Below are 12,151 nucleotides of genomic sequence, written 5' to 3' on the forward strand. Positions count from 1 at the left end.
AGGCACTCAGATAAACGCGGCGCTGGCCGATAACGCTACTATCTCCTCTGATATGAGCCTGCTCACATGATAAAAAATCTTAAAATAACGCACGGTATTCTGGCGGTGCTGGCCGTCTTCATCATTTTACTCACCCTGACCGGTTTCCTGTTCTACAACGGCATGGCAAAAGCCGATAAAAACTTCGTGGCCGCTGAGCAGCTGACGCTGCAGCAGCAGCACCTGAGCGATGCCGTGAAAACCCTGATCAAAACCCGCGTCACCATCAACCGTGTGGCGATCCGTTTCCTGAAGAATCAGCAGGACCCGAAATCGCTGGCGGCGATGGCGACGCTGCTGGAGCAGGCGGGGCAGTCTGCGGCGGCGGCCGACGCCGACTTCACGGCCTGGCAGGGGCTGACGCAGCAGGAGAAACAGAGCGATGCGCAGGCGACGCAGGTGAAGGCGGCCTATCAGCAGATGCGTGAAACCATGCTCGCCTCCATCACCTTTCTGAAGCAGGGCAACTATCCGGCTTACGGCAACCTGGAGGCGCAGGCCGCCCAGGATCAGCTCGACAGCGCCTATCAGGCCTGGCGTGCGCTGAACATCCAGCTGATGAAAGCGACCTCCGAGCATAATCAGCGCAGCCTGACGGATGCGCTCTGGACGCTGCTGACCATCGGCCTGATTACCGTTGTGGTGGCCGCAGCGGTCTGGATCGGGCTGCAAAAACTGCTGGTTGGCCCGCTCGGCAGGCTGACCGGTTACATGCGTGCCATCTCGGGCGGTGATTTAACCTCCGCGATTCAGCAGGAAGGGCGCAATGAGATGGGGCTGCTGGTTCAGGAGCTGCAGCAGATGCGCGATGCGCTGGTGGTGACCATCACCTCGGTTGATGACGCTACCCGCTCAATCTTCACCGGTGCGGCGGAGATCTCCGCGGGCAGCAGCGATCTCTCCTCCCGCACCGAGCAGCAGGCCGCCGCGCTGGAGCAGACCGCGGCCAGCATGGAGCAGCTCACCTCGACGGTGAAACTCAACGCCGACAACGCCCGCCAGGCGACCACGGTGTCAAAAGAGGCGTCAACCACAGCGGTGCAGGGCGGCGAGACGGTGGCCCGGGTCATCGCCAACATGGATCAGATCAGCGAAAGCTCCGGTCAGATCGCCGGGATTATCGCTATTATCGACAGCATCGCGTTTCAGACCAACATTCTGGCGCTGAATGCGGCCGTTGAGGCGGCGCGCGCCGGGGAGCAGGGCCGGGGATTTGCGGTGGTGGCGGGTGAAGTGCGATCGCTGGCTGGCCGCAGCGCCACGGCCGCGCAGGAGATCCGCGGCCTGATTGACCGCTCTGCTGAGCGGATCAGAACCGGTGCCGGTTACGCCGCGCAGGCGGGCAGCGCGATGGAGAGCATCGTGACATCGGTAAGCCGGGTCACGCAGCTGATCGAAGAGATCGCCGCCTCCTCGACCGAACAGACCCGTGGCATTGAGCAGGTCTGCATCGCCGTCTCAGAGATGGATGGCGTTACGCAGCAGAACGCCGCGCTGGTGGAGGAGTCTGCCAGTGCCGCCGCCTCGCTGGAGGAGCAGGCAAGTTACCTGCGTAAAACGGTCGCGGTTTTCAAAACCGGCACGCTGCACGCCGCGTTTTCAGCCGCACCGGTCGCGAAGGCGATCGCCGCGCCACAGCGTCAGCCTGTTGCCGTGGCAGACAACGACAACTGGCAGAGCTTCTGACGGGAACGCCTTTTACGTCAGGGGTCCGCTTTCTCCGCCATAAAAAAAACCGCCCGGGGGGCGGTTTTTTTATTCACTTAACGCATCAGGCCGGAACAGACTGCGCCTTCTGGCTGCGGGACCAGACGCGGTGCGCTTTCATCGCCTGTGTAAATTCAGAGGTCAGGGCGCTTTCCGCCGAGTCACCCTGCACGATGCCTTCTTCCTGATCGCCATCACCCAGACCGAACTGCGCTTTGAAGCGGCGCGCGTCGCCCACCAGGCCAATGACCTTGAGGTGCTTGTAGGCTTCCAGCAGGAAGTAGCGGGCATCGCCACTTAACAGCAGCGCATCGATGTTGCCATCCGGTACGATCACCGCATCAAAGGTCAGCGAAGGCAGACCGGCGAAGGTGGCGTCGATCGGCAGTACGGAACCATCGTCGGCACGCACCTGGCCCATGTGCGGCGCCAGGAGTTTGGCGTGCACGCCTTCCGCTTTCAGCGCCTGCAGGATCGCCAGCACACCGTCCGCTTTCACGCCGTCGCTCAGCAGCAGTGCAACCTGACGGCCTTTGATCTCGCCATCCGGCACGGCATAGAGGCTCAGGCTGTCATCTTTGGTCAGGCCGTTGACCGGTGCCGGCGGCTGGATATTGCGCTGCTCGTCGGTCAGGGCGATGCCCAGATTATCGGCCACACCCTGCGCCAGTTTGGTATCAATGCGCGCCAGATGATCCACCACGCGCTCACGAATATAGGCACGTCCTACTTTGCTCAGCTCAAACGAGTAGGCACCGATGATGTGCTGCTGCTCAACCTCGGTCTGGCTCTGCCAGAACAGGCGCGGCTGAGCATAGTATTCGCCGAAGGAGGGACTGCGCTCGCGCACCTTGTGGCCTTCGATCCGCTCCTGATAGCTCTCGAAGCCGCCGCCTTTTGCCGCCGGTGGGGTTTCACGCGGCCAGTTGTCGTTGATCGAGTTCGGCTCGTAGTTAGCCGGGTTGGTGTCGATGTCCTGACGATGCATCCCCTGACGCTGGAAGTTATGGTAAGGGCAGGTCGGACGGTTAATCGGGATCTCGTGGAAGTTCGGGCCGCCCAGACGACTGATCTGCGTGTCGGTATAGGAGAACAGGCGACCCTGCAGCAGCGGATCGTTGGAGAAATCGAGCCCCGGCACGATATGACCCGGATGGAATGCCACCTGCTCGGTTTCGGCAAAGAAGTTGTCCGGGTTACGGTTCAGCACCATTTTGCCGACAATTTCAACCGGCACCAGCGCTTCCGGGATCAGTTTGGTGGCATCGAGAATGTCGAAGTCAAACTTGAACTCATCCTCTTCCGGGATCAGCTGCAGGCCCAGTTCATATTCCGGGAAATCGCCCGCCTCAATGGCTTCCCACAGATCGCGGCGGTGGAAGTCCGGATCGCGGCCGGTCAGTTTCTGCGACTCATCCCACAGCAGTGAGGCTTTACCGGCCACCGGCTTCCAGTGGAAGCGGACAAAGGTCGCTTTGCCTTCGGCGTTAATCAGGCGGAAGGTGTGAATCCCGAAGCCTTCCATGGTGCGATAGCTGCGCGGAATGCCGCGATCGGACATCGCCCAGATGACGTTGTGCATGGTTTCCGGCTGCAGGGAGACATAATCCCAGAAGGTGTCATGGGCACTCTGGCCCTGCGGGATTTCATTGTGCGGCTCCGGCTTAACGGCGTGCACAAAGTCAGGGAATTTATGCGCATCCTGAATAAAGAACACCGGGGTGTTGTTACCGACCAGGTCAAACACGCCCTCTTCGGTATAGAACTTGGCGGCGAAACCGCGGATATCACGCACGGTATCGGCAGAGCCAGCACCACCCTGTACGGTGGAGAAACGCACGAAAACCGGGGTGGTCTGATTCGGATCGCTGAGGAACTGAGCTTTGGTCAGATCTTTCAGTGAGCGGTAAGGCTGAAAGTAGCCGTGTGCCGCTGAGCCGCGTGCATGCACGATACGCTCAGGAATACGCTCATGGTCAAAGTGCGTGATCTTCTCACGCATGATGAAGTCTTCCAGCAGGGTCGGACCACGCGTACCGGCTCGCAGGGAGTTCTGGTCGTTGGCGATGCGGGTGCCCTGATTGGTGGTCAGCGGCTGGTTCGTGCCGTTTTTACGGCTGGCTTCAAGCTGGTCGAGTTTAGCGTTGTGGGTCTGTGGCGCTTTCAGGCTGCCTGGGGCAGTAGGCTGCTTGCCTGGCGGAGTGGGTTCGGCGGGTGGCTGATGCGAACCATCTTTCGGTGCCAGCGAACCCAGACCCGGCTCTGATGACTCTGGTCCGGTGGTGGGCGCACGGTGGCTCAGGGGTTTCTTCTCAGTTTCTTTCGACATTAATCCATGCTCCGGCTGTTGTTTTATTTTCGACGACACTAAATATAGAACAACCTGAACAATGCTGAGGGTAAACGGGGCATTTAATCCGGATGGCTGCCTCTTTTTCGTCCGGCTGAAAACGTACGCTTATCTGCGGGTACGCCTTGTCGCTTCGCTTATTCACCCCCTGTGCCGTCTGGCTTATCGGCGGGTCAGTGCCCGCCCGCCAGGTGATCCGCTTTGTTTTCCCTCCGCCGGCCTGACCTGCCATCTCTCCCCGCTGAGGCGCTGAACCGGAAAGATAACCATAAACAGATTTAATGTTGATAAAGCGGCAAACGGGTTGAACATGGAAATGTTATATCATAACATTTCATTTTGTAACTTTTACTGAGGGTCAGATTGTGGTGAATCATGCAGGTAAATGGATAGGGATCGTGGCGGCGCTGTTAATCACGCAGCAGGTGCAGGCACACGGCAGTCACGCACATGGCAAACCGCTGTCAGCGCAGGAGCAGAAAGCCGCAGAAGGGGTCTTTGCTGACAGCGACGTGAAAGATCGTTCGCTTTCTGACTGGGATGGGCTGTGGCAGTCGGTCTATCCGCTGCTGCAGAGTGGCGAGCTGGACCCGGTCTGGCAGAAAAAAGCGCAGCAGGACCCCCATAAAACGGCCGCAGAATATAAAGAATATTATCGCAAAGGGTATGCCACCCGCGTCGATACCATCGGTATTGAAAATGGCGTGATGGAGTTCCACGTGGGCGACCAGGTCAGCGCCTGTCACTATCGCTATGACGGCTATAAAATCCTGACCTACAGCTCCGGCAAAAAAGGGGTGCGCTACCTCTTTACCTGTGAAGACGCGAACAGCCGCGCGCCAAAATATGTGCAGTTCAGCGACCATACGATCGGACCGCGTAAGTCTGCCCATTTCCATATCTTCACGGGCAACGACTCTCAGCAGGCGCTGCTGGCGGAGATGGAGAACTGGCCGACCTATTATCCCTACCAGATGATGAATGCTGAGGTGGTGGAGGAGATGCTGCACCACTAAGCGCGGGGTAAGATGGCTCACGGGTGACGGCGGGTCGGGCTCCTGTCCGCCGTCCTTCTCCTGACCCGTGGCCGCGCTGTCAGCCCACCCAGACCGGGCGGCGCGAAGCGGGGATACCCCTCACGACCCGGCGATAAGCCTCCTCCACCAGTTGCTGAATCAGGCCGGGCGAGAGGCCGTCACCGGGCGAGACCGTGATCCAGTGACGCTTATTCATGTGATAGCCGGGGGTAATGGAGGGGTAGATGACCCGGTGCAGCTCCGCCTGCTGCGGCTCACATTTCAGCGTGATGATGGGCACCCCGCGCAGTTCGGTCAGCAGCAAAAACACTTTTCCACACACTTTATATACCTGATGTTTCGGCCCGAACGGATAGCTGCATTCTGCGGCGGGCAGCCGCTCCGCTGCGTCGATGGCGATGCGCTGGATTTCATGGCCCTGCATAGCGGTTCTCCCTGTCACTCTATAGCCTGCCTCTGCGCCCCCGCGACTGGCTGGTCGCCAGAGGCCTGTTACACTTCTGATAAGCATCAATCAGGAGCAGTCATGAAATTAGGCTTTGCATGTAAGTATCTCAACAGTGATGGCAAACAATTTTTTCCGTTTCGCGCCACCACCCGTAAACGGTTTCTGAGTTTATCGCATGATGAACGTTATCAGCTGCTCCATGAGATCAGCGTGACCAATCTGAATCATCTTTATCAGACGCTGGAGCAACTGGCTACCTTACCCGCGCCTCTCCGGATGATGCGTATCGGCAGCGATCTGCTGCCGCTTTACACCGTGCCCGAAGCCACGCCGCTGTTTGCGGCGTTTCTGCCCGAACTCCATCCGCTGTTTGCCCGCTGTGGTGAACTGGCGCGGGCAAACGATATCCGGCTCTCCTTCCATCCGGGCCAGTACACCGTGCTGGCCTCCGATAATCCCGATGTGGTGTCGCGCGCGCTGGAGGATGTGGAGTATCACACGCTCTGCGCCACGCTGATGGGCTACGGCAAACAGTTTCAGGATTTCAAAATCAACATCCATATGAACGGCAAGGCGGGGTTCGACGGATTTAAACGCGCCTTTGAGCAGCTCAGCCCGGAAGCGCAACGGATGCTGACGGTGGAGAATGATGAGATCTCCTGTTCGCTGGATGACGTGCTGCAGGCGGCACCGCTCTGTCCGGTGGTGCTGGATATTCATCATCACTGGGTAAAAGAGAGTGAGTTTATTCAGCCAGACGATCCGCGTGTTGCCCGCGTCATCGACTCCTGGCGCGGCGTGCGTCCGGTGCTGCACTACTCGATTTCGCAGGAGGGGATCATTCCGTCGCAGGGCTGGCCCGATCAGGCGGCGCTGGGGGTGAGCAAAAGCAAACTGCGGGCGCACTCTGACTACTTCTTTAACCCGACGCTGAATGGGTGGGCGCTGTCGTTTCAGGATTTCGACATTATGTGCGAAGTGAAAATGAAGAATCTGGCGCGGGAACCGCTCTACGCCTGGGCGATAGCGCAGCAGCGGATAGCCGATCCCCTGGCAGAGTGTGCCAGGGAAGCGTCCTGTTAAATAATCGCCACGCCGCCGGTGACGGCGATGGTTGCCCCTGAAATGTAGCTGCCTTCGTCACTGGCCAGCATCACATAGGTGGGTGCCAGCTCAGCAGGCTGACCGGCCCGCTGCAGCGGCACCTCACTGCCAAAGTTTTTCACCTGTTCAACCGGCATGGTTGAGGGGATCAGCGGCGTCCAGATAGGGCCGGGCGCGACCGCATTGGCGCGGATACCTTTTTCAGCCAGCAGAGCGGCCAGTCCGCCGGAGAAGTTGACGATGGCGGCTTTAGTGGCCGAATAGGCGAGCAGCTTCGGTTTTGGCTGATCGGCATTGATTGAGGCGGTGTTGATGATCGACCCGCCCGCCGGCATATGCCGGGTGGCGGCTTTGGTCAGGTAAAACATCGCGTAGAGGTTGGTTTTCATGGTGCGGTCAAACTCTTCATCGCTGATCTCATCCAGCGACATACGCGTCATCTGAAAGGCGGCGTTGTTGACCAGGATGTTAACCTCCCCGAACGCCTCTACGGCCCGATCGACCAGCGCATTACAGTGAGACGCCTCGGTAATATCGCCGGGCACCAGCACGGCTTTGCGACCGGCGGCCTCTACCAGCCGGGCCGTATCCTGCGCATCTTCATGTTCATCGAGGTAGGAGATCAGCACATCGGCACCTTCACGGGCAAACGCAATGGCGACAGCCCGGCCAATGCCGGAGTCGCCACCGGTAATAATGGCTTTTTTACCCGTCAGGCGGCCTGATCCCTGATAGCTCTCTTCGCCATGATCGGGCTGCGGCTGCATCGCGGCAGTGCTGCCCGGCCACGTCTGCTGCTGTTCGGCGAAAGGTGGCTGTGGACGCTGAGTGGATGACATGGCTATTCCTCCAGTAAAAGGGGCGAAACCTGTCAGGGCGTCACTCCCCGACAGGCGTGCAGCATGAGTGATTAAGGTTTCGGCGGCGTGATACCGTCAATCTGCTCTGCCTGGGCACCGGAACCCGGGCGGGCGTTACCGAGCAGCGGTTCGTCACCCAGAATATCGGGCTTCTGTTTCGCGCTGAACTGACCCTGACCATCGTAAGCCGGACCGCTGCTCCAGCGGCCCTCCGGCAGCGGTTTATCCAGTGAGGTGTTCAGGCAGTAGTAGGAGTGTTCCTGCGCCTCATTTTCCTGCGGGAAGCTGTTCGGGATCGGCAGTGAGGCGTTCAGTCCGCCCATCTCCTCAATCACCGCCAGCCACTGCTGCTGGTGCATGGTGTCCCTGGCGATCAGGAACGAGAGGAAATCCTTCATGCCTTTATCTTCGGTCATGTTGTAGAGACGGGTAGCCAGCACGCGACCGGTGGCCTCTGCGGTGACGTTGGCCAGCATATCCGCCGCGACGTTACCGGAGGCGTAAATGTGGCTCATGTCGAACGGCATTCCGTTGGCGTTCACCGGCATTGCGGCCAGGCCGGAAGAGAGAATATGGCGCGGGTTCATGCCACCCAGAATCGCATTGACCACCGGATCTTTCGCGGAGGCTTCCTGGTAAGAGAGGGGGGCACCTTCCAGATTAAGCGCCACGGCGTAGCCCAGCATTTCGATATGGCTCAGCTCTTCGGTGGCGGTTGAGATCAGCAGATCGCGAATCCGCACATCACCGCGTGCGCCCATTGCCTGGAAAAAGTATTGCATCGCTACACGAATTTCACCTTCGACGCCGCCGATCGCCTGCTGTAACAGCATGGCAAACTCTGGATCGGGTTTCTCTACACGAACCGGAAATTGAAGTTTTGATGAATGATGAAACATGATTATTTTCCTCGTCTGTGTTTGCAGGAGATGCAGAAAAAGCTTGGACACAGATATCGGATAAATAAAGCGAACCGAGAGCAATTAACCGCAATTGATGGTGAAATAAGCGGCAAAAATGGTTAAATCTGGCACGATATCTGGCTGTAAGAGAGGGAGGAAAAGAGGGGACAGAAAGGGGGTTTGCAGGACAAAAAAAAGCCCCTTATCAGGGGCAGATTCCGGACAGGAAACGCATCCATGCTAATTCGCGTTCCATCGTAACAGACACAGGTTTTTTAGCTGGCGCTGGCTGCCGGCGCACGCTGCAGAACATGTTCGAGAGCCTGACGGTAAACGTCCTGTTTAACCACGTCACGCTCACTCTCCAGGCGGTTAATCAGGCCCAGCACGACATCTTTATCGGAAACGTGGGCTTTAGCACGGGCGAGTTCAGCATGGACAGCCGCGATAACCTGTTTTTCAGTCGTCAGTGTCTTGCCAGAGTTCATGAAGTAATCAGAAATCTGAGACTCTGTATTCATCGTAGGTTGCATGTCAGGCCTCATAAGAAATTGGGGGTTGATGCGTCGATTCAGATCCGGTGACCGTCAGACGCAAAAAAAATTGCATCTGAAGGTGGAAATCCACAACACCTTCAGATGCGGTGCAAAGCACCCTTCGTTACAAGTGATTTATCGTCACGCAGTAAAGTTATACAAGAATGAGAAACTTGTACAATGAAATCTGATAAAAGTGTACTGGTCGGAGGTGTTGGCGGGGTGAGTTTTCCGGCAAAATGGCAGGTTTTGTTCTTTTATGTGAGTAAATACAGTGGGTTAATTTATCATCCCGGCCAGCGTAACGGGAAGGGCAAGGCACCCGTTTATTTTGCGGCCACCCGGTAAAAACGTTACAACTGCCTTTTTTACGCCGTTTTTCTCCAGAAACCTGTACAACCTGTACAGGTTTCTGCGATGCACAGGATCAGCGTGCAACGCGGCTGCTGGAATCCTGACCGTCCGGCCGGTCAGGACGCATAATTCACTTCACACGCCCGAGGCAGAAGACTAAGGTTGACCCCTAATTCATCACAAGGAAACAATCATGGTTCACGACTATTTCGCGATACCGCCTGCGGGCATCACTCAGGAGCAACACAAACGTTCGGTCGCCGTGGCGGCTGCCCTGTCAGTGGCAAAAGAGTCCGTCAGCGCCTCGACCTCGGCTACCGGCTCTAAAGCCTCCTGGGACCTGCAGGCAGTGGCCAATGAAATTGGCAATCTGGCCGACGCGATTCAGGATGCGCTGGAGAGCGACAGCGCGGTTTAAACGCTGACGGCGAGGCCACCGCCGCCGCTGAGACGGAAGAGAACAGGGCGGTGGCAGCGACCCGCACAGCCTGCGAACGGTCGCTGTCGGGCACTGTCGGAAAGGGGGTTATCTCATCGCCCCCGGCTCAGACTGAATAGCGTGGCAGAGCCTGTGATCTGCTTATTTCCTTTCTCCCGACCGCTCCGCGCTTCTTGTTTTTTGCGCACGATCACTCTCTTATCTGACCTCTTTTCATTCCCGGAATGATTCAGCGCACGCGGCTGAACATTCTCTTTTTCTGCCTGCGATAAATGTCCTTCAGCCAGCGTCACCGCATTAAGGCTGTCGCGCGTTGCCGTTTAAAAAAGCGAAATAATCAGGCTGCGTTGCCTGTTTAAATGGCCGCCGGGCGTGATCCGATTGTGCTTAAGTTAAAAAGTCAGCGGGTGAATTTATAAGAAGAATGAATGTAAGTCGCTCTCAGCGTTATTTTATCGCTGCGGAGAAAATCATCTGATTTCGCTTAATATCGCGGCAGCCAGAAAGAAAGATTAAAAAAAGTGTGTGGTTGTCAGGCGCTTTACTTAAAAACACCTCGTTTCGCTTGATTAAAAGGGGGATTCGATATTACTGTATTTATATACAGTAATCCGGAAGAGGAGAACAATGATGGAATTTATCAAACCTGCGGACATACGCGCCGCAATGGCCTTGCCGCTCTATATCGAACGTGTCCCGTGCGGATTTCCCTCCCCGGCGCAGGACTATGTTGAACAGCGTATCGATTTGAATACGCTGATGGTACAGCACCCCAGCGCCACCTATTTTGTCCGGGTCAGCGGCGAATCGATGATAGAGGCGGGCATCAATGATGGTGACATGCTGGTGGTCGACAGCTCCCTTACCGCCGGACATGGAGACATCGTGGTAGCCGCCGTCGACGGGGAATTTACCGTGAAACGCCTGCAGCTTCATCCCTGCCTGCAACTGATGCCGATGAACACCAAATTTAAGCCCATCGCCATCCAGACTGAAGATGTGCTGGAAGTGTTTGGCGTCGTCACCTTTGTGATTAAATCGACGCACTAAGCATGTTTGCGCTGGTGGATGTGAACTGCTTTTACGCGTCATGTGAAACAGTTTTCCGGCCCGATCTGAAAGGCAAGCCGGTTGTCGTGCTGTCGAATAACGACGGTTGTGTGATTGCACGCAGTGCTGAGGCGAAGAAACTCGGCATTAAAATGGGCGCTCCCTATTTTAAAATGCGTGAAGAGCTGACGCGTCACGCGGTACAGGTCTTCAGCTCAAATTACGCGCTCTATGCTGACATGAGCCATCGGGTGATGACCATACTGGAAGAGATGGCCCCATCGGTGGAGATCTACTCGATTGATGAAGCCTTTATGGATCTCACCGGCGTGCAGAACGCTGTGGCGCTGGAGACGTTTGGTCAACAGGTCCGGGAACGGATACGTAAAGAGACCCATCTGACCGTGGGTGTCGGCATTGCACCGACGAAGACGCTGGCCAAACTGGCAAATTTTGCGGCTAAAAAGTGGACAAAAACCGGCGGGATTGTTGATCTGTCAAACCCCGAACGACAGAGAAAGCTGCTGGCGCTGATTAATGTCGCCGACGTCTGGGGTGTCGGGCACCGTATCAGTAAACGGCTCAACGCGATGGGCGTGATGACGGCAAAAGATCTGGCGGATCAAAGTACCGATTTGATCCGCAGGCAATTCAGTGTGGTAATGGAACGTACCGTCAGAGAGCTACGCGGCGAATCCTGTCTGGATCTGGAACCGGACGAGCCTGATAAGCAGCAGATTATGTGTTCACGCTCATTCGGCTACCGCATCTCCGATTATCATCAGATGCGGGAAGCTGTCTGTGCCTATGCTGAACGTGCGGCAGAAAAGCTGCGTCGCGAGAAGCAATATTGTCGTCAGGTCGGGGTCTTCGTACGCACCAGCCCGCATGCCGTTGATGAGCCTTTTTATGGCAACCAATCGACCGCCCAGCTTCTGATCCCGACTCACGACACCCGCGACATTATTCGTGTCGCGATGGCGTGTCTGGATAATATCTGGATTGAGGGCCATCGCTATATGAAGGCAGGGATTGTGCTGACGGATTTTTTCAGTCAGGGAGTGGCTCAGCTTGATCTCTTCGATGAACATCAGCCACGCCGAAATAGTGAAGAGCTGATGCAGCTCATCGACAGGATTAACACGCGCGGTAGCGGGAAGCTGTGGTTTGCAGGTCAGGGCGTAAACAAAGCCTGGGCGATGAAGCGCGATATGCTGTCGCCTGCCTATACCACACGGGTAACGGATCTGCCTGTAGCGGCGCTTAAATAGAGACTTTCCTGTTTAGTTATGCGGTCCGCGTCGTAATGCCAGGCAAAAATGTCG

Annotated in this window: 12 protein-coding genes; 7 read left to right on the forward strand and 5 right to left on the reverse strand. The window is 56.9% G+C overall.

Features of this window, described 5'->3' with window-relative positions:
• Positions 1 to 66: 66 nt before the first annotated feature.
• The gene (locus AC1V0D_RS04980) at positions 67 to 1,725 is read left to right on the forward strand and encodes a methyl-accepting chemotaxis protein (protein ID WP_150029975.1); all 1,659 of its coding nucleotides are present in this window, start codon (positions 67 to 69) and stop codon (positions 1,723 to 1,725) included.
• 85 nt (positions 1,726 to 1,810) lie between these two features.
• Here AC1V0D_RS04980 and katE read toward each other — a convergent pair whose 3' ends face one another.
• A complete protein-coding gene (katE, locus tag AC1V0D_RS04985) occupies positions 1,811 to 4,075 on the reverse strand; it encodes a catalase HPII (RefSeq protein WP_140028490.1) in 2,265 nt (754 codons plus the stop codon).
• Positions 4,076 to 4,461: 386 nt separating this feature from the next.
• Here katE and zinT point away from each other — a divergent pair, with 386 nt between their 5' ends.
• Complete coding sequence (gene zinT / locus AC1V0D_RS04990) at positions 4,462 to 5,112, forward strand: metal-binding protein ZinT (RefSeq protein WP_373682549.1); 651 nt, start codon at positions 4,462 to 4,464, stop codon at positions 5,110 to 5,112.
• Positions 5,113 to 5,191: 79 nt separating this feature from the next.
• On the opposite strand, the gene AC1V0D_RS04995 is transcribed toward zinT, so the two are convergent.
• A complete protein-coding gene (locus AC1V0D_RS04995; protein WP_482907058.1) occupies positions 5,192 to 5,557 on the reverse strand; it encodes an MmcQ/YjbR family DNA-binding protein in 366 nt (121 codons plus the stop codon).
• A 102-nt stretch (positions 5,558 to 5,659) separates the two neighbouring features.
• Between AC1V0D_RS04995 and AC1V0D_RS05000 the strand changes: the two genes are divergently transcribed.
• Positions 5,660 to 6,664, forward strand: a complete 1,005-nt coding sequence (locus AC1V0D_RS05000) for a UV damage endonuclease UvsE (RefSeq protein WP_482907059.1) — start codon at positions 5,660 to 5,662, stop codon at positions 6,662 to 6,664.
• On the opposite strand, the gene AC1V0D_RS05005 is transcribed toward AC1V0D_RS05000, so the two are convergent.
• The 3 genes from AC1V0D_RS05005 to AC1V0D_RS05015 all read right to left on the reverse strand — a co-directional run bounded on the left by AC1V0D_RS05005 (position 6,661) and on the right by AC1V0D_RS05015 (position 8,980).
• Positions 6,661 to 7,524 carry a glucose 1-dehydrogenase gene (locus AC1V0D_RS05005; RefSeq protein ID WP_009090416.1) on the reverse strand — a complete coding sequence of 288 codons (864 nt, stop codon included), beginning with the start codon at positions 7,522 to 7,524 and terminating at the stop codon, positions 6,661 to 6,663. The genes AC1V0D_RS05000 and AC1V0D_RS05005 overlap by 4 nt on opposite strands.
• Before the next feature lie 71 nt (positions 7,525 to 7,595).
• Entirely contained in the window at positions 7,596 to 8,444 is an 849-nt protein-coding gene (locus AC1V0D_RS05010; protein WP_482907060.1) for a manganese catalase family protein, read from the reverse strand.
• 278 nt (positions 8,445 to 8,722) lie between these two features.
• Positions 8,723 to 8,980, reverse strand: coding sequence for a biofilm development regulator YmgB/AriR family protein (locus AC1V0D_RS05015; RefSeq protein WP_033736266.1), 258 nt, complete (start codon positions 8,978 to 8,980; stop codon positions 8,723 to 8,725).
• 183 nt (positions 8,981 to 9,163) lie between these two features.
• On the opposite strand from AC1V0D_RS05015, the gene AC1V0D_RS05020 reads away from it, so the two are divergent.
• From AC1V0D_RS05020 to umuC, 4 genes are all read left to right on the forward strand, one after another.
• Complete coding sequence (locus tag AC1V0D_RS05020) at positions 9,164 to 9,331, forward strand: hypothetical protein (protein ID WP_482907061.1); 168 nt, start codon at positions 9,164 to 9,166, stop codon at positions 9,329 to 9,331.
• 199 nt (positions 9,332 to 9,530) lie between these two features.
• Positions 9,531 to 9,755 carry a hypothetical protein gene (locus AC1V0D_RS05025; protein ID WP_009090413.1) on the forward strand — a complete coding sequence of 75 codons (225 nt, stop codon included), beginning with the start codon at positions 9,531 to 9,533 and terminating at the stop codon, positions 9,753 to 9,755.
• A 651-nt stretch (positions 9,756 to 10,406) separates the two neighbouring features.
• Positions 10,407 to 10,826, forward strand: a complete 420-nt coding sequence (gene umuD, locus AC1V0D_RS05030; protein ID WP_009090412.1) for a translesion error-prone DNA polymerase V autoproteolytic subunit — start codon at positions 10,407 to 10,409, stop codon at positions 10,824 to 10,826.
• 2 nt (positions 10,827 to 10,828) lie between these two features.
• Positions 10,829 to 12,097, forward strand: a complete 1,269-nt coding sequence (gene umuC, locus AC1V0D_RS05035; RefSeq protein WP_482907062.1) for a translesion error-prone DNA polymerase V subunit UmuC — start codon at positions 10,829 to 10,831, stop codon at positions 12,095 to 12,097.
• Positions 12,098 to 12,151 lie beyond the last annotated feature (54 nt).

Source organism: Pantoea sp. PA1, from assembly GCF_056856975.1.